The organism is Leuconostoc sp. XM4 (assembly GCF_055698815.1).
Window position 1 is genome coordinate 1,171,393 of sequence record NZ_CP134507.1, and the last position, 18,809, is coordinate 1,190,201.

18 protein-coding genes are annotated in these 18,809 nt (G+C 39.3%); 2 read left to right on the forward strand and 16 right to left on the reverse strand.

All coding sequences use genetic code 11. From position 1 onward, the window contains the following. Positions 1 to 66: 66 nt before the first annotated feature. The 10 genes from RHP64_RS05935 to RHP64_RS05980 form a co-directional block, all read right to left on the reverse strand. Entirely contained in the window at positions 67 to 1,119 is a 1,053-nt protein-coding gene (locus RHP64_RS05935) for a Gfo/Idh/MocA family oxidoreductase (protein ID WP_025268154.1), read from the reverse strand. A gap of 43 nt (positions 1,120 to 1,162) precedes the next feature. Further along, positions 1,163 to 3,220, reverse strand: coding sequence for a glycine--tRNA ligase subunit beta (gene glyS, locus RHP64_RS05940; protein ID WP_025268155.1), 2,058 nt, complete (start codon positions 3,218 to 3,220; stop codon positions 1,163 to 1,165). Positions 3,221 to 3,257: 37 nt separating this feature from the next. Further along, a complete protein-coding gene (glyQ, locus tag RHP64_RS05945) occupies positions 3,258 to 4,199 on the reverse strand; it encodes a glycine--tRNA ligase subunit alpha (RefSeq protein WP_014324811.1) in 942 nt (313 codons plus the stop codon). A 277-nt stretch (positions 4,200 to 4,476) separates the two neighbouring features. Beyond that, entirely contained in the window at positions 4,477 to 5,589 is a 1,113-nt protein-coding gene (locus RHP64_RS05950) for a DUF805 domain-containing protein (RefSeq protein WP_462784970.1), read from the reverse strand. Between the two features lie 82 nt (positions 5,590 to 5,671). Next, entirely contained in the window at positions 5,672 to 6,217 is a 546-nt protein-coding gene (gene frr, locus RHP64_RS05955; protein WP_002814677.1) for a ribosome recycling factor, read from the reverse strand. Next, complete coding sequence (pyrH, locus tag RHP64_RS05960; protein WP_011679926.1) at positions 6,217 to 6,942, reverse strand: UMP kinase; 726 nt, start codon at positions 6,940 to 6,942, stop codon at positions 6,217 to 6,219. Before pyrH ends, frr begins: the two co-directional genes overlap by 1 nt. A 146-nt stretch (positions 6,943 to 7,088) precedes the next feature. Beyond that, on the reverse strand, positions 7,089 to 7,964 hold the full coding sequence (gene tsf, locus RHP64_RS05965) for a translation elongation factor Ts (protein ID WP_002814686.1): 876 nt from the start codon (positions 7,962 to 7,964) through the stop codon (positions 7,089 to 7,091). A 109-nt stretch (positions 7,965 to 8,073) separates the two neighbouring features. Further along, positions 8,074 to 8,850: a 30S ribosomal protein S2 gene (rpsB, locus tag RHP64_RS05970; protein WP_002814693.1), complete on the reverse strand. Its 777-nt coding sequence runs from the start codon at positions 8,848 to 8,850 to the stop codon at positions 8,074 to 8,076. A 145-nt stretch (positions 8,851 to 8,995) separates the two neighbouring features. Next, positions 8,996 to 9,268: a GIY-YIG nuclease family protein gene (locus RHP64_RS05975; protein WP_011679927.1), complete on the reverse strand. Its 273-nt coding sequence runs from the start codon at positions 9,266 to 9,268 to the stop codon at positions 8,996 to 8,998. After that, positions 9,265 to 10,029: a tRNA1(Val) (adenine(37)-N6)-methyltransferase gene (locus RHP64_RS05980; RefSeq protein WP_025268158.1), complete on the reverse strand. Its 765-nt coding sequence runs from the start codon at positions 10,027 to 10,029 to the stop codon at positions 9,265 to 9,267. The genes RHP64_RS05975 and RHP64_RS05980 overlap by 4 nt, the downstream gene beginning before the upstream one ends. Before the next feature lie 59 nt (positions 10,030 to 10,088). Here RHP64_RS05980 and RHP64_RS05985 point away from each other — a divergent pair, with 59 nt between their 5' ends. Continuing rightward, complete coding sequence (locus tag RHP64_RS05985) at positions 10,089 to 10,727, forward strand: lysophospholipid acyltransferase family protein (RefSeq protein WP_025268159.1); 639 nt, start codon at positions 10,089 to 10,091, stop codon at positions 10,725 to 10,727. 10 nt (positions 10,728 to 10,737) lie between these two features. Here the strand turns inward: RHP64_RS05985 and RHP64_RS05990 are convergent, their stop codons facing one another. Further along, on the reverse strand, positions 10,738 to 10,974 hold the full coding sequence (locus RHP64_RS05990) for a YneF family protein (RefSeq protein WP_002814697.1): 237 nt from the start codon (positions 10,972 to 10,974) through the stop codon (positions 10,738 to 10,740). A gap of 249 nt (positions 10,975 to 11,223) precedes the next feature. Between RHP64_RS05990 and lexA the strand changes: the two genes are divergently transcribed. Continuing rightward, positions 11,224 to 11,862, forward strand: a complete 639-nt coding sequence (gene lexA, locus RHP64_RS05995) for a transcriptional repressor LexA (protein WP_011679930.1) — start codon at positions 11,224 to 11,226, stop codon at positions 11,860 to 11,862. Between the two features lie 39 nt (positions 11,863 to 11,901). On the opposite strand, the gene pyrE is transcribed toward lexA, so the two are convergent. Genes pyrE through RHP64_RS06020 form a run of 5 tightly spaced genes read right to left on the reverse strand, consistent with a single transcriptional unit; the run spans position 11,902 to position 18,806 of the window. Beyond that, on the reverse strand, positions 11,902 to 12,534 hold the full coding sequence (gene pyrE, locus RHP64_RS06000; protein WP_011679931.1) for an orotate phosphoribosyltransferase: 633 nt from the start codon (positions 12,532 to 12,534) through the stop codon (positions 11,902 to 11,904). Further along, positions 12,535 to 13,230, reverse strand: a complete 696-nt coding sequence (gene pyrF, locus RHP64_RS06005) for an orotidine-5'-phosphate decarboxylase (RefSeq protein WP_025268160.1) — start codon at positions 13,228 to 13,230, stop codon at positions 12,535 to 12,537. A 44-nt stretch (positions 13,231 to 13,274) separates the two neighbouring features. Then, positions 13,275 to 16,454, reverse strand: coding sequence for a carbamoyl-phosphate synthase large subunit (gene carB, locus RHP64_RS06010; RefSeq protein ID WP_025268161.1), 3,180 nt, complete (start codon positions 16,452 to 16,454; stop codon positions 13,275 to 13,277). Continuing rightward, on the reverse strand, positions 16,447 to 17,532 hold the full coding sequence (gene carA, locus RHP64_RS06015; RefSeq protein WP_011679934.1) for a glutamine-hydrolyzing carbamoyl-phosphate synthase small subunit: 1,086 nt from the start codon (positions 17,530 to 17,532) through the stop codon (positions 16,447 to 16,449). The genes carB and carA overlap by 8 nt, the downstream gene beginning before the upstream one ends. Beyond that, entirely contained in the window at positions 17,529 to 18,806 is a 1,278-nt protein-coding gene (locus RHP64_RS06020; protein WP_025268162.1) for a dihydroorotase, read from the reverse strand. The genes carA and RHP64_RS06020 overlap by 4 nt, the downstream gene beginning before the upstream one ends. Between the last annotated feature and the right edge of the window lie 3 nt (positions 18,807 to 18,809).

Genomic DNA, 18,809 nt, shown 5'->3' on the forward strand with positions numbered 1-18,809 from the left:
TTTTCGAAAATGACACCGCTATTTTAGCAAAATAAAAAAGCTAGGCTATTGCCAAGCTTTTAACTTTCATGAAAATTTAACGACGTGCGGTCCTTTTTCTTTCAACCCTGCAGACAGTATCTTCATTACAGTAATCATATTTTCATCGGAAACAAGTTTTGGCATACCTTTGACCAGTGTGTTATAAACAGAATCATAGACTCTGCCATAATCACCCTGAATACTAGGTATGTATTTATCAATGCGATCACCACTCTGATTGTAGTATACCAAGTGCCCATAGTTTTGTGGTGTGTCAACGCCAAAACGCGCGTCTCCAGGCATAACACCAGTTTTAAGGTCATTTTCCTGCTCATCAACCTCATACTTAATAAATGTACCTTGTGTTCCACGCAGTTGCCATTTTGGATATTGGATTGTTGCTAATTCTGTGGTTTGAATTGTTGCTTTAAAAGCTTGTGGATAAAAAAGGTTAACCTCAATTTGGTCGTCTACAGGACTATTCAGTAAGCGAGTAGAACGTATATCGTAGGCTGCTGAATTTGGTGCACCAAAGAGACTCACAATTTGATCTACCAAATGAACACCATGTCCGAATAGCGATCCGTCAATTTCATTACCATTCGATTGCCCGTCATTAGGTCGATAATGGTCCATATGAACCTCAAGATCAACTAAACGACCGAGGTACCCATTTTGAATAACCCGTTGAACTGTCAAAAAGTCACTATCAAATCGCCTACTTTGAAATGGCATCAAAAATAACTTTTTATCATAAGCAATATTGACCAAATCACGAGCCTCGATATCACTAGCAGCCATTGGCTTGTCAACCATAACATTTTTTCCAGCCAACAGTAGTTGTTTTGTCACCTGATAATGGCTGGCTGAAGGCGTTACAACAACCACTAGATCGATGGTTTCATCTTCAATAATGTCATCAATATCTGTTGAAAATACAGTACCAGTAACTTCTAACTCAGATTGCTCTGTTGGTCTTTTCCCAAGTGTAGGTGTTACTACACGGCTCACGTGAAACTTATCTTGCCGTAACTTTAAATAAGGTAAATGATAACGATTTGTGCTTTTTCCAAAACCAACGTAAGCAATATTCAACATAATGACCTCCTACTTTCTAGTGACGACCTATTATTTAATAATTTTACTTAATGACAATTTGTTCTAAATCACCCAATTCACTAATTAAGCGATGAATTACATTCAGTTGTGCATAGCGATTGTTTTTAACAGCTGCATTCTCGGTGTTAACCATTGTATCTTCAAAATAAGTTGAAATAGGAGATTGTAACCCAGCCAATGTTGTATATACCTCGTCAGCACCTTCTTTTACTAAGTGGCTTAAGTTCAGTGCATACGTTGCCTGATACAATTCTTTTTCAGCATCATTTTCAAATAGAGATGGATCCACGCTATCATTGGTTAACTGCTTCACTGCTAAGCGATCGACACGTGTCAGTGATTCAATCACATCACGGAAATCATTATCTTTACTATGAGCAGCGAGTACATTAATACGATCTATGAGGTAAACAACGTCAGTATTTCCTGAGCGACTAACTCCTGCAGATACCAAATCTTGGCGAACACCATCATCCAACGTTAACTTACGCACGCGATCTAAGATAAACTCCAGTACAGCTGTGATATCAGCCGCAGCAACTTCTCCCTGTGATTGGGCAAACTGAGTTAATACCGGTTTCAAAGCAATATGCCAGTTTTTTTCCTGTAACGTTCTTACGATACCTGTTGCTGCGCGACGTAGTCCATAAGGATCATTTGAACCACTTGGTGTTAAGTCAGCTGCAAAGAAAGTTACAATAGCGTCTAGCTTATCGGCAACTGCTAGTACAGCACCAATATCTGACTCAGCAATTTTTCCTGTTGCTGAAGTCGGCATATAGTGCTCTTTAATTGCTGTAGCCACAGCGGGATTCTCACCAAATAATTTAGCATAGTGTTCACCCATAATACCTTGCAATTCGTCGAACTCACCAACCATACCGGTCATTAAGTCGAATTTATAGATTTCTGCTGCACGGCTCACGTTAGACAATTGTTGTTCATCAAAATTCAGTGATTGTGCTAGTGCCTGAGCCAAAACGCCAGTTCGTTGCATATGTTCATAAACAGTACCAATTTTTTCATGGAAAACCAGTTTTTTGACCTTTTCCATGTAGTCAGCAATTGTTTTAGTTTGGTCTTCTTTGTAAAAGAATTCTGCATCCTCAAGACGAGCAACCAAAACTTTTTCATTACCAGCAATAACATTATCCAAATGCTCTTGGTTCCCATTACGTACTGATAAGAAATGTGGCAACAATTTCCCGTCATGATTAGTAACAAAGAAGAAACGTTGGTGTTCGCGCATTGATGTGATTAATACTTCATCAGGAATTTCCAAATATTTTTTATCAAAAGTACCAGCAAATGCCGTTGGCCATTCGACAATATTATTAACTTCTTCCAGCAAATTCTGTGCTGCATCAGTGTCTAATTCTAATGACCAATTGTTTTGTTTAGCAATTGCCGTCAGTTGAGAACGGATTGCATTTTTTCGTACCTCAGCGTTAACTACAACACTTGCTGATTCGAGTGTACTTACATAATCGTCAGCAGAAGAAATTTCAACATGTTCATTTGACAAAAAGCGGTGTCCTCTTGTAACACGACCAGTTTGAACATCTAATACATGAAAATCAACGACTTCCTTATCAAACAAGGCGACAAGCCAGCGAATTGGTCGCACGTACAAGAAAGCATTATTCGCCCACTTCATGTACGTTGAGAACTTCATCTCTGAAACCACCTCGGCACCAATTTTGACCAAGATATCCTTGGCAGGAACACCTTCAGTATGCTTTGTTAACCACACATAGCCGTCTCTTGTTTCAAAGTCATCTGGTGTTGCACCTTGACCGCGTGCAAATCCCATTGCTGCCTTAGTCCACTCACCATTGGCATCTTTTGCTCTTTCAATTGACGGACCACGCTTTTCTTCACTCAAACTTTCTGATTTTTCCGCTACATCGGTTAATTCAACCGCCAACCGACGTGGAGTTGAATAAGGATTAATGGCACCAACAATCAAGCGATGCTCAGCTAAAAAGTTTCTTGTTCTTTCAATTAATTGATTTTCTGAGCTTGTGACCAGATGTGCTGGCACTTCTTCAAGACCAATTTCTAATAAAAATGTTGACATGAGTTATTCTCCAATATTGATTTTATCTCTGTTACTATCAGGCATTTTCTTTGGTGTATTTACCGTTTTTACCAAGATACTTATCCCGTAATGTCTGATCTTTTAGCAAAGGAAAACCAAGCTTAGCTCGTTCTTCAATAAATACTTTCGATACTTTGCGAGCCATTGTACGAATACGATGTAAATAACCAGCTCGTTCTGTGACCGAAACCGTACCACGTGCATCTAATAGATTAAATGTATGTGATGATTTCAAAATATAGTCATAAGCCGGATGTACCAAGCCCAAATCTAATAAACGAGTTGCTTCTGCTTCAAATTCTTCAAAGTGGCGCAACAACATATCTTGGTTAGATTCTTCAAAAGCGTATTTCGAATGCTCGAATTCTGGTTCTTTGAAAATATCACCGTATAACACACCATTACCCCATTCAAGATCATAAACCGTTGGTACATCTTGAATGTATGATGCTAATCGTTCTAGACCATAAGTCACTTCTGCTGTCACAGAATCTACTTCAATCCCACCAACTTGCTGGAAATAAGTAAACTGTGTCACTTCCATACCATCCAGCCAAACTTCCCAACCAATTCCTGCAGCACCCATAGAAGGGTTTTCCCAGTTGTCTTCAACGAAACGTATATCATGTTCTAATGCTTTAATACCCAAAGCTTCTAAAGAACCTAGGTAAAGCTCTTGAATGTTTTCAGGGGAAGGCTTCATCACTACTTGAAACTGATGATGTTGAAACAAACGGTTTGGATTATCGCCATAGCGGCCATCAGCTGGACGACGAGAAGGTTGAACATAAGCAGCGTTCCAAGGCTCAGGGCCATTAGCACGTAAAAATGTATATGGCGATTGTGTTCCAGCCCCAACTTCATTGTCATATGCTTGCATTAAGTTTGCGCCTTGTTTAGCCCAATATTGTTGTAGGGTCAAGATAATATCTTGTAATGATAGTTTTTCGTTTGTCATAATCGTTCTTCCTTAAAAATTTACCGACAATTTAGCACAGATGGTATCGATATTTTGTTATATTTACCAGCATCAAAAAACCGCGTGTAAGTTCATCCAATGCCAAAATAATTGACATCAGGACGCTTACGCGCGGTTCCACCTGACTTCCGAGTTATAAAACCCGACACTCGACTGTTTGTCCGTTCCACCAACGCCACTTGGCTTCATCACGTACAAAACTCAATAATGATATTATGCACTCTCTACGACAAATCGTCAAGTAAAAATTTCTACATTAAGTTGCTCGAAAACTTTCTGACAATGTTTTAACAATTAAATTAAGCAATGGTCTTGATGGCGCAATTAAGTACACAACTCGGATATGACCATCTGGCATATGCCACTCTAAATAAGTCATAGCCTTAATACTGTCAGAGGTAGTATCTTGGTAGGTACCATCAATTCGAGAGGCTTGTATATTGTCGACTTGATCTAATGAAACATAACTTTGTCCCGTAATTTTTTTAAAACTAAAACTAGCAAAATCAACACCAAATCCCTGACCTTGAGTGCTGGTTAAAATCATTACGTTTTGTTGTGACTGCAACCACTGCAAAGAAGCTGCATCTTGTTCCCAAGTCCCATGGACCTTAAAGAAACCAAATGTTGCATCTCCTATTGTATCTTCTGTTAATCCTCTGTATGCTGTCGTCTCAGAATCGTCTGGAAGTTCAGTAACTTCTTTTTCAGGTATCGAAGATGCTGAGCTGGCTTCTGGTATGTTATCATCTGTCTCTTGGGTTGACGAGCTCATAGAACCATTTTTAGTAGAATAACTTGATGACGCGGACTTACCTCGATTTTCATTAACCTGACGCTGTTCCTGAATATACTTTTGCGCAGCAGCTCTAAATTCATGTGTGACATGCTTTAAAGCAGCAACCTGAAAACAGGCAGTTAAAATTATTACAGCGCTAATTAAAGCTGCATAAAATGATTTTTGCTTTTTACTTAAAGTCGGTGTCCAATAAGCAGAACGCCTTGAAACCAAGTAAATCAGCCAACCGAAGTATATTAAAAATGCAATTGGCGCCAAAATAACTAAACGAAAACTGGCTAAAATGCCAAAACTCACTCCTAAAAGTGACGGGCTCATCAGTACAAACATAATTGTCTGTACTGGAAATCCGTTATCTCGTAATCGCCTAATAAATAAGGATAAGTTTGGAATAGTTATTAAGATACTGAATGTTCCAGATAACTTGGTTGCTAGCGACCAAGAGTTAAAAAAAAGAATTGATACAAATAAAATAGATGCAAAAATAAATGTATTCACGATATGAACCCACCAAAAATCCAATCGATACGCACCACTATGAAAATCAAATGCTTCCCGCCAATATCTCAAATATCTCCTCAGCACATCCCTCTCCTAAATAAAAAGACTTGGATTTATCCAAGTCAAGCATGATCGCAATATCTTACGAAAATCAAATTGTTAACAATTCTTTTTCTTTTTCAGCTGCTATTTCATCAATTGCTTTGATGTTTTCATCAGTCAACTTTTGTGTCTGATCTTCGGCCTTGCGGGCATCATCTTCAGGCATGTCTTTGTCTTTTTTAATATCATCCATAATATCACGACGAACATTACGAACTGAAACTTTAGCTTTTTCAGCTTCAGCCTTCACTTCTTTAGCAAGTTCTTTACGACGTTCTTCTGTCATTTGTGGAATCGCCAAGCGCACAATATTTCCGTCAGAAGCAGGATTCAAACCAAGATCGGACACGTTAATTGCATGTACAATTGCTTCCAAGGCACTTTTATCAAACGGCGTAATTAGCAATATTCGTGCTTCCGGTACTGAAATTGAAGCCACTTGGTTCAATGGTGTCATTGCCCCATAATATTCAACTTCGACGCGATTCAAAATATTGGGATTCGCACGACCTGTACGGATGTTGGCTAATTCACGTTGAAGTGCCTCTTGTGCCCCCTTCATACGCTCTTTAGCATTAGTTAAATCAAAAGTCATTATTTTTCTCCTGTTACTGTTGTTCCGATGGCTTCACCAAGCACAACTCGTTTCAAGTTACCTGGTGTGTTAAGGTTAAACACCACCAATGGCATATTATTATCCATAGATAGTGAGCTTGCTGTCGAATCCATTACTTTCAAACCTTTTTGCAAAATGTCAAGGTGAGTTAATTCCGTAAACTTCACCGCATTAGCATTTTTATTTGGATCTGAGTCATAAATACCATCAACGCCATTTTTACCCATTAAGATGGCATCAGCATTAATTTCGTTTGCACGCAAGGCTGCCGTCGTATCTGTAGAGAAATACGGAGAACCTGTACCTGCTGCAAAAATGACAATTCGTCCCTTTTCTAGATGACGAATCGCACGACCACGTATGTAAGGTTCAGCAATCTGCTGCATTGTAATAGCAGTTTGCACACGTGTTTGGACACCAGCGCGTTCCAATGAATCTTGCAAAACTAGAGCATTCATTGTTGTACCAAGCATGCCAGTATAATCAGCACGAGACCGTTCCATACCAATTTTTGATGCTGGCTCTCCACGCCACAAGTTTCCACCGCCAACAACAATGGCAATTTGTGTACCTAGGTCATGGACATCTTTTAGCTCTTCAGCAATTGCAGAAACAGTCTCAAGATCGATGCCTTGACCTTTGTCCCCTGCCAATGCTTCACCAGAGAGCTTCATCAAAACGCGTTTGTACTTAATATCAGTCATGTTTAACCTCTTTTATTTGCTTATACAAGTATATCAAAAATTCCGAAAAATTTCCGAAAAAAAAGTGCGCTATTTATAATAGTACACTTTTTAACTAATTAGCTGCATTGATAAAACAATCAATGGCAATTAGTAGTTTTTAAATATTAACCAAGTTGCTTAGCAACTTCTTCAGCTAAATCAGTGACTTGCTTTTCAATGCCATCACCAACTTGGTAACGAACAAATGACTTAACTGATCCATTCTGTGAAGAAATGAATTGTGCAACTGTTTGGTCGCCATTTTTAACAAATGGTTGATCCAACAAAGAAATTTCAGCCAAGAACTTCTTGATACGTCCTTCGACCATGCGTTCCTTAATGTTATCAGGCTTACCATTCAAATCTTCAGAAGCTAATTGCACTTCCTTTTCCTTAGCAATAACATCAGCAGGTACTTGATCATCAGATACAAATTGTGGTGCAATAGCAGCAACATGCATTGCGATATCCTTGGCAGCTTCTTCTGAAGCACCATCAACAACAACCAAAGCTGAAATTGAGCCTGCCAAGTGAGAATATGAACCAAAGTTTTCTGAATCTGACTTTTCTACTACTGAGAAACGACGCAAAGTAATCTTTTCACCAGTAATTTGAGTTGTTCCGATAATTTTGTCGTTCAAAGTTTGACCTTCTTGAACTTCAAGTGCCAAAGCAGCTTCAACGTCAGCAGGCGCAAATTCGACGATTGTGTTGGCAACTGCGTTAAGCAATTCGTTAAATTCAGCGTTACCAGCCACGAAGTCAGTTTCTGAGTTTAATTCAATGATTGCAGCGCGGTTACCCTTAACGGCAACAGCTGTCATGCCTTCGGCAGCGACACGATCACCCTTTTTAGCGGCCTTTGCCATACCCTTTTCACGCAATAAATCAATTGCCTTGTCTAGATCGCCATCAGCTTCAACCAATGCTTTTTTAGCATCCATCATTCCAACAGATGTCTTATCACGTAATTCCTTTACTTGTGCAGCAGTAATTGCCATTATAGTGCTCCTCTAAAATAGTTTAATGTATTTTTATTATAACATATTAAAATACCATTCCGCGTCCCGAACAGGTCCGCTAGGAACGGTATTTATAGAATAAAATTAATTAGTTATTGCCTTCTTCAACGATGTTAGCAATTTCTTCGATTGATTCTGTGTTTTCGTCACCTTCAACGAATGCATCTTCAGGTGCTGAATCTTGGCCTTGACGACCTTCAATAACAGCATCGGCAATCTTTGATGTGATCAAACGTACGGCACGAATAGCATCATCGTTAGCAGGAATCTTAACATCGACTACATCTGGGTTAGCATTTGTATCGATCATAGCTACAACTGGGATATTCAACATGTTTGCTTCCTTGACGGCAATTTCTTCCTTCTTTGGATCAACAACAAACAATACATCTGGCAAGCCAGGCATGTCTTGAATACCACCTAAGAACTTTTCCAACTTTTCACGTTGCTTGTTCAACAAAACAACTTCTTTTTTAGGCAATTGCTCAAATGTACCGTCTTCGGCCATTGTTTGCAAATCCTTCAAACGTTGGATACGTGTCTTGATAGTGTTCCAGTTTGTCAATGTACCACCCAACCAACGATGGTTGATATAGTATTGGCCAGCACGTGTTGCTTCTTCAGCAATCGCATCAGAAGCTTGTTTCTTTGTACCAACGAATAATACGTTAGCGCCATCAGTAGAAGCGTTACGAATAAAGTTATAAGCTTCGTCAACTAACTTAACTGTCTTTTGTAAATCGATGATGTGAATACCATTACGTTCTGTAAAGATATATTCGTCCATCTTTGGGTCCCAACGACGTGTTTGGTGACCGAAGTGTACTCCTGCTTCGAGGAGTTCTTTCATTGAAATAACTGCCATGATATGGCCTCCTAGGTTTTTCCGCCGACAAATTCGTTGTTCACGCTGACATTTCTGCACCTACGTGTTCTCATTTATCGTGTGTATTTGCTGCTTTTCACAACATATTACATTTTACATTATTTATGGTTCCTTGACAAGCATATTACCAAATTTTGATTACGTGGTGTACTAATAAATACTTTTCCTTGTTAATTCGTGTTAATTTCTTAAAATTTGCCTCTGCTTTTAACGCTTCGCTCTTTGTCTGGAACTCTTCATAGTGAATCAATTTTAATGGATGCCGCGACTTTACGCGGGTAAACTTAGCCCCTTTACCAGACTCATGTGTCGCTAGACGACGTTGTACGTTATCCGTGAATCCACCATAAAAATAACCATCCGCTGTATATAAAACATAAAAATAATAATACTTCATTCATGCCACGCTTTACCATAAAGGATGTCGTGAACCTCTGATGTATAGTCATTGTCATCAGTATAGGCGATAAGGGGTGGCATAATGCGCACGCCACCTGGTCGGCCAGATTTAATGGCTTCTATTAAAACCATATTGGCTTCGCGGTTTGCCTTTCCATAAACAAATTGAACTCTTTTAATCATAAGCTTTCGTGCAGCAAACGCTGCAAATATATCTGCTAGCCTTTCCGGCCGGTGTACCATATAGACCTTACCATTATTTTTCAGCAGTTTATTGGCAATTTGGGCCAGTTCAGGTAAGTTAATCATCAACTCGTGGCGCGCAATTTCATAATGTTTATCTATATTAGTCTTGGTAGTCTCAGTTAAGGGAAAATAAGGTGGATTAGTCAGAACAGTTTCAACAGAGCCAGGTTTAATTTCATTAAATATATTTTTCATGTCAGCTTGAACGACTGAAACACGTTCATGTAAATTGTTCAGTTCAATGCTACGTTGTGCCATTTCAGCTAATTCTGGTTGTATCTCGACTAACTTTATTTCCCCAGTCACTTTTGGAGCGTAAAAAAGGCCAACCGCGCCAGTACCTGATCCCAAATCAACAGATAACCCTTTCCCTTTTCCCTTTACATCAGCAAAATGTGCTAATAAAATCGCGTCTAAGGAATATGAAAACATGTCTGGATTCTGGATGATATTAATATTTTGTGATGGAAGTCCATCAATACGTTCATTTGCTTTAAGAAATGGTTGTGTCATTTGCGTTTCTTTCTGTTTATCTGTAAAATTGAAATGATTAATTTATGAGGTAAATAAATATGAAATTCTATGATTTTTTACGCGGCATTGCTGTTGCTTTAATATGGGCAGTTACTGGCCGCATTAAATACATGAATCGCGACAGAATACCCCAAAACAATAACTATGTGCTAGTTGGTCCACACCGCACTTGGTGGGATCCAGTATGGTATGCTGTGGCAGCTTACCCAAAACACTTTATTTTCATGGCAAAAATTGAATTATTTAAATTCAAGCCACTTGCATGGTTAATCAAATCAGCCGGCGCATTCCCAGTTGATCGTGAAAATGTTGGCCCAAGCGTCATCAAAATACCTGTACGCGAATTAAAAGATGGCAATCGCTCTTTAATAATGTTTCCTTCTGGTTCTAGACACAGTGATGATTTAAAATCAGGTTCCATTCTAATTGCACGAATGGCTGGAAAGGCAATCGTACCAGCTGTATATCAAGGCCCTGTAAAGTTCAGTCAACTTTTCAAACGTAATAATACCACAGTTAATTTTGGTGAGCCAATTATTATTGATCGTAAAGACCGATTGAACAAGGAAAATATTGCTAAATATACTGAGCAAATGCAAGCAGCTTTCCAAGAATTAGATGCTGAGATTGACCCAACTTGGAAATATGTAGATCCAAAACGTTCAGAAAAAAAATAAGCCGATTGGCTTATTTTTTTTGCGAATTGGCACTTTGTTGCTTCATCTGAGCCATCATTTGGTTCAATTTCTTTTGAGATGGTTTTTGTCCCATTGACATCATCATTGATTTCATCATTTCTTCTGAAATAGGTGGGTTTTTTGCAAGATAACTCTTCATTGAGTTACGTGCCAAGAAAAAGCCACCGACCAAACCAATAATTAAAGTTAACACTGCAATCAAAATTGCTAGCCATGTGCTAATCATGCATATTCTCCTTACTAAAATGTCTGATAATTATTATAGCACAGCCAGCAAAGGCGTGCTATAATAACTTGCAGAGTTAACGTTTTCAATATGAACCATTTTGTTCGTTACAAAAATAAATAACACGAATTTTTTATTATTTATTTAATATTAGGTTGAATTTTTAAAAAAATAACGAACAAACGTTTGATTTGTTCGTGTTTTTCCGTTATACTGATGATAGTAAATTTAACAAGTAGGAAACCCATCATGGCAATTACACAAGAAAGCAAACAAATTCAAGTGCTTCGATTTATTCATGAAGCACAATCAGAAAATGGTTACCCACCAACCGTCCGAGAAATTGGTGAAGCTGTTGGATTATCATCTTCTTCAACTATTCACGGTCACATCGAACGTCTGGTAAAAAAAGGTTATCTTTTAAAAGATGCTTCTAAACCAAGAGCTCGTGCGATTGAAGTAACCGATATTGGTTTAGAGATGCTTGGGATTTCAACCACACCCGGAAAAATTCCGGTACTTGGAATGGTTACAGCGGGTACACCAATTTTGGCAGTAGAAGAAGAAGCAACTGAATTTTTCCCTATCCCAGATAATTTAATGCAATTTGATGGTGACCTATTCATGCTTAATGTTCATGGTGATTCAATGGTTAACATTGGCATTCTAGATGGCGACAAAGTTATCGTACGTAAGCAAGAGAATGCTGATAATGGAGATGTTGTTGTCGCAATGAATGATAACAATGAAGCGACAGTTAAGCGTTTTTTCCGTGAAGCCGATCATTATCGCTTACAACCTGAAAATAACAGCATGGCGCCAATTATTTTGCAAAAAGTCTCTATTTTAGGAAAAGTAATCGGACTGTATCGCGACGCTATTTATTAAAAACCAAATAAAAAGGCACATCTCTGATGAGCCTTTTTATTATGCTTGCCAAGCATTTGGATTTTCCTTCCAGTTTTGTAAGGTTTCAACTTGTGATTTATCGAGATCCCCACGCTTAACGGCTGTTTCAATTAGTTGTGAATATGTTGTCAGTGAGTTAAATGTTAGTCCTGCTTCAGCAAAATTTTTTTTACCAGCTGGTAATTCATAAGAAAATATGGAAACAACACCAAGGACACTTGCTCCCTCCTTACGCACCGCATTTACTGCGGCCAACACAGACCCACCTGTTGATATCAAATCATCAATCAAAACGACTTTACGATTTTTTACCAATGCACCTTCCGTTTGACGACCTGCCCCGTGATCTTTGGGTTTTGAACGTACATAGACCATTGGTTTATTTAATTCTTCAGCTACCCAAGCTGAATGTGGAATACCTGCAGTAGCCACTCCACCAATAATCTCAACGTCACTATATTCTTTTTTTATTAGTTCAGACAGCCCTTTGTATATATTTTGACGTACCGAAGGGAACCCAATGGTCATCCGATTATCTGTATATATTGGACTCTTAATACCCGAGGCCCACGTGAAAGGTTCTTCTGGCGAAAATTTTACGGCACCAATTTCAAGTAAATCATTAGCTACTTGTTGTTTATAGTCTGTCATTTATTTTCTCCATTCATTGACAACACGTTGATATGCAGCCACTGGGTTGGTCGATTGTGTAATTGATCGACCAACAACTAATCCAGTTGAATTCAACTTCTTGGCTTCCCCTGGCGTAGTCACACGCACTTGATCTCCAGCTTCATCACCAGCTAAACGAATACCAGGTGTGATACGTAAAAATCGATCATTCGTGTGTGACTTAATTAAACCAGCCTCTAAGGGTGAACTAATTGTCCCGTCTATGCCCACCGAGTAAGCAAGCTCAGCCAAATGTGCAACACTTTCTTCAGTAGTTGCTGTGGTTAATTGTATCTCTTGTATCTCAGCTTCTGAAAAAGAAGTTAGCTGCGTCACTGCAAGTAATTTTAACGCTTCACTTTTATTAGCAACAGCTGCTTCTAGCATTTTTTCCCCTCCAGCTGCATGCAGAGTTAAATATTGTACATCTAGTTTTGATATATTAGCGACTGCACGACCAACAGTGTTTGGAATATCGTAAAGTTTTAAATCTAAGAAAATTGTATAGCCCAATACACGTAGTTCTGTGATGAACTCTGGTCCCGTACGATAAAAAAGTTCCATACCAACTTTCAATGCTGGCTTTTCTACTAGATCTGAAAAAGGCTTCAAAAATTTGTAAGTAGTAGCTGCATCAGGAAAGTCCAAAGCAATAAAAACTGGCTGTTCTGTCATTATGATCCTCCTATGCACATAAGCCGAAGCTTATTTGAAAAAGTTTAGTGCATTTCTTTCACTGTAAAACTGCGCGACTCTAATACTTCTAAGAAGGCACTAACTGTGTCTAAGGCAGTAAACAAAGGCACGGCATTTTCAATCGCAGCATTTCTAATCAAGCGGCCATCGCTTTCAGCACGGTCATCTGCTTGAGTTGTGTTAATAACAACCTGCACTTTTTGTTGACGCAGTGCTGCAACCGCATTATTATCTGATTCCGAAATTTTATCGAGTACTTCCACAGGCAAGTCATTGTCTGACAAGTAAGCACCCGTACCGGCAGTTGCAAACAAAGCAAATCCCAAATTATTGAATCTCTTTGCTAATTCGAGCGCCTCTTCTTTGTCATCATCAGCAACTGTGAATAAGACATTGCCGTAACGTGGTACTTTGATGTTAGAAGCAATAAAGGCCTTATACAACGCCTTGGACAGGTTAATATCTGACCCCATGACTTCACCAGTAGACTTCATTTCTGGGCCGAGCAAAGAATCAACATCGGGCAACTTTGTGAACGAAAATATTGGTGCTTTAACGTGCACCATATCATCGTTAGGAACAAGTCCCGTCTCAAATCCCATTTCTGACAATTTTTCACCTAACATAACTCTTGTTGCTAATTGAGCGAGCGGAAGATGCGTGACTTTCGATATGAACGGTACTGTCCGTGATGCACGTGGATTTACTTCGATAACATATGCCGTATTTTCATGGATAACAAACTGCACGTTCATCAACCCTATTGTGTTCATAGCTTTAGCCAAATTAATAGAGGCTTGCACCATTTCATCTTGAACCTTTTGTGACAAGTATTGTGGTGGATAAACTGACATGGAATCCCCTGAGTGGACCCCCGCCCGTTCGATATGTTCCATAATACCTGGGATTACAGCTGTCTCACCATCTGACAAAACATCTACTTCTGCTTCTTGTCCCACTAAGTACGAATCAATCAATACCGGATGATCATTTGAAACCTTGACCGCACGCTGCATGTAGTCCTGGAGTTCATCGTCAGAAGAAACAATTTCCATTGCTCGACCACCCAAAACGTATGAAGGACGAATCAATACAGGATATCCAATGGATTGTGCAGCTGCTAATGCACCGTCTACTGTGGTTGCTGTTTTACCAACAGGTTGTGGTAAAGTAAGTTCTTTTATGACCTGATCAAATGCTTCACGATCTTCGGCACGATTTAGATCCTCTACAGAGGTTCCTAAAATGTTTACGCCATTGTCTAACAAAGGTTGAGCTAAATTAATTGCAGTTTGTCCGCCGAATTGCACCACCACACCGACTGGATTCTCTAAATCAATCACATTGAGAACATCTTCCAAGGTAAGTGGTTCAAAATACAATTTATCTGAGATAGAGAAATCCGTTGAAACGGTTTCTGGATTAGAATTCATAATAATCGCTTCATATCCAGCCCGTTGAATAGCCTTAACAGCATGAACAGTTGCATAATCAAATTCAACACCCTGCCCGATGCGAATCGGTCCAGAACCTAGTACAAGTACCGATTTTTTTGTACTAATAATCGATTCATTTTCCTGTTCATAGGTTGCATAATAATACGGTGTTGCCGATTCAAATTCTGCCGCAACAGTATCAACCATTTTATAAACTGGCTTAATTTTTTTATCTTTGCGTAGTGTTCTAATATCAGCAGCTGTCTTGCCCCAGATTTTAGCAATTGTTTCGTCAGCAAACCCATTCTTTTTAGCATATTGCAACTGATCAATATCTCCAACATGGCTGGCAAGGTCTTGCTCAATTTCGATAACATGCAATACTTTATCCAAGAAAAATTCATCGATTAGTGTTTTATCATGAATAGTTTCAATTGAAACACCTCGGCGCAATAAATCAGCAATCATAAACAAACGATCATCTCGAGCAGGCATTAATGCTGCTAGCAGTTCATCATCTGAAAGATACTTATAGGTTATATCATCTAAACCAATAGCCCCAATCTCTAGTGAGCGAACAGCCTTTAACATGGCTTCTTCCATATTGCGACCGATAGCCATCACTTCACCAGTTGCCTTCATTTGCGTGCCTAGGCGACGATCTGCTGTTGAAAATTTGTCAAATGGCCAGCGTGGAATTTTAAACACAACATAATCTAATGCTGGTTCAAACTCTGCCTTTGTCGTGCCAGTTACTGGATTGATGATCTCATCAAGTGTTAAGCCAACGGCAATTTTTGCAGCCATTTTGGCAATCGGATATCCAGTCGCCTTTGAAGCTAACGCTGAAGAACGACTGACACGTGGATTGACTTCAATAATATAATATTTGTATGAATCAGGATCAAGTGCCATTTGAATATTGACACCACCCTCGATTTTCAATGCACGAATAATTTTTAACGCTGCATCACGCATCATTTGAACTTCGCGATCAGATAATGTTTGAACTGGTGCAGTCACAATCGAGTCTCCAGTATGAATACCAACTGGATCAAAGTTTTCCATTGAAGCAACAACCAATGCGTTGTCATTAGCGTCACGCATCACTTCAAATTCAATCTCTTTGTAACCCGCAATCGAACGTTCAATCAACACTTGTGTTACAGGAGAAAGTTCTAATCCATTGGCCGTAATTTCCGAAAGCTCTTCATGGGTTTGAGCAATACCTCCGCCGGTACCGCCTAACGTGTAGGCTGGACGAACAATTACTGGATAACCATGTGTGTCAGCAAAATTAAGTGATTCTTCTAAAGTAGTTGCAATGATGGACTCTGGAATGGGCTCATTCAAACGTTCCATCAAGGCTTTAAATTCTTCACGATCTTCGGCCTCTTCGATTGCTGATAGCTTAGTTCCAAGTAACTCGATATTTAATTCATCCAAAATTCCCGCTTCGGAAAGGTCTTTAGCCATATTTAATCCAGTTTGACCACCTAGCGTTGGCAAAATAGCATCTGGACGCTCTTTACGTAAAATACGTTCAATAAAGTCAATTGACAAAGGCTCAATGTATACCTTGTCAGCAATTTCAGCGTCAGTCATAATCGTTGCCGGATTAGAATTTACTAAAATAACATGATACCCTTCTTCCTTTAAAGAGAGCGCGGCTTGTGTGCCAGAATAATCAAATTCGGCTGCTTGACCAATAACAATTGGTCCAGAACCAATCACTAATATTTTACTAATGTCTTGACGTTTAGGCATTTGTAGTCTCCTTCTTTGAATCAGCTATCATATCCAAAAATTCATCAAATAAATATTCAGCATCGTGTGGACCAGGTGCTGCATCTGGGTGGAATTGAACAGAGAAAGCATTGTAGCCTTTTAGACGAACACCTTCAACAGTCTGATCATTAATTTCCTCGTGTGTCACAACTAGATCTGTTTTCTCTAAGCTTGCTCGTTCTACTGCGTAGCCGTGATTTTGTGACGTAAAATCTAATCTCGCTTTGGAAATCGTGCGCACGGCATGATTAAAACCACGATGACCGAATTTCATTTTGTAAGTTTCTGCGCCATTGGCGATTGCGAACAGCTGATGTCCCAAGCAAATGCCCATTAACGGTAAATGCTTTTGTAGCTTCTGAATTGTTGGAATGGCATATTTTACATCTTTGGGATCACCAGGTCCATTCGACAATAAGATACCGTCAGGGTTCGCTGCCAATACTGTTTCTGCGTCCACATTAGCAGGAAATACCATCACGTTAACACCGCGCTTGGCAAGCGAGCGAAGAATTGAATTTTTCAGTCCAAAATCAATGAGCGCGATTGATACACCATCAGTTGGGTTTTGATACTGTGTCTTTGTTGTTGCATCTGCAACCATTGTTTTCGATGTTTCAAACGCTTTTAGTCTCGCAACGACTTCGTCCGTTATTTCATCAACAAGCGCTGCTTTCATGGAACCCTGATTACGTAACTCTTTTGTTAAAGCGCGCGTATCAATGCCCGTTATACCGGGCATTCCAGTTTTTTCTGCCCATTCAGGCAAACTCATTGTTTTGCGCCAATTGCTTGGTCGTCGAGCGATTTCGTGCACCACAATCGCAGATGCAGCTGGTCGCAAACTTTCAAAGTCATCACGATTAACCCCGTAATTACCGATTAGTGGGTAAGTAAATACAATAATTTCACCTCGGTATGATAAATCTGTAATTGATTCTTGATATCCGGACATACCAGTATTAAAAACTAACTCGGCCATGATATCAACATCAGCACCAAAAGCTTCCCCTTCATATACTGATCCATTTTCTAATAATAAGTAGCGTTTTTTCATTTTACGTTATCCTTATATACAATTTCACCGTCAACCCATGTGGCCAGTGTTTTTCCATACACTTTCCATCCAATAAATGGTGAGTTTTTTCCCATCGATTCAAAGCTTTTAGTATCGATTTCATAGTTATTATCTAGATCAAACAGAGCGAGGTCTGCTCGCGCACCTTCTTCGATACTAGTGGGCGCTTGCAAGTGAAATGCACTGACTGGAGCAGTGATCATTCGCTCAAGCAAAGTTTCTAGAGTCATCACACCATTTTTAACCAAATAAGTATAAAGCAGTTGGAAACTCGTTTCGATTCCGGTAATGCCAAATGGTGCCTCTCGGAAAGACTTCTGTTTCTCTTCTTTTCCATGTGGCGCATGATCAGTAGCAACCATATCGATGGTTCCATCCAACAATCCAGCAATGACTGCTTCACGATCTCTCTGAGTTCGTAGTGGTGGATTCATTTTAAACATTGCATTATCAGAATTGATATCTTCTTCTGATAATAATAAGTGATGCGGAGAAACCTCTGCAGTAACATGAACACCTTCATGTTTAGCAATTCGCACCAATTCAACCGATTCCTTAGTTGAAATATGCGCAACATGGTAATGAACGCCAGCAGCTTTAGCTAGTACCAAATCTCGAGCAAGTTGTGAACTTTCCGCCAATCCTGTAATTCCTGGTAATTCTAATTTTGTTGATGCTTTCCCCTCGTTCATGACACCATCATGAACCAGCGTATCGTCTTCCAAATGCGCGGCTAAAGGTTTGTTAACCGATGCAGCGGCGACCATTGCTTGGAGCATAGTATTTGCTGTCTGTACACCTTTACCATCATTTGTGAATGCTTTGGCCCCAGCTGCTGACATTCCTTTAATATTGGTTACTTGAGTTGACGTCAAATTATTTGAGATTGCCCCGTACTGTTCAATATGAATCACACCATTTTGTTTATTTCGTGCGATTTGATTCGTTATCTTCTCTTCGTTATCAGGAACTGGATTTAAGTTAGGCATAGCAATCACAGTCGTAAACCCACCGCGTGCAGCCGCCTTAGATCCGCTATTAATCGTTTCCTTATACTCAAAACCAGGTTCACGAAAATGTACGTGCACATCTACTAATCCCGTGGAAAGGAAGGCCCCTTTGGCATCAAAAACGGTAGCTGCTTTACTTTCAAGATGATTACTAATCTTTTGAATGATTCCTTGGTCAATTAAAATATCTCGAAGAACGAGTTGATTGTTCCATAAAATTTTAGCATTTTTTATTAGTTGCATTTA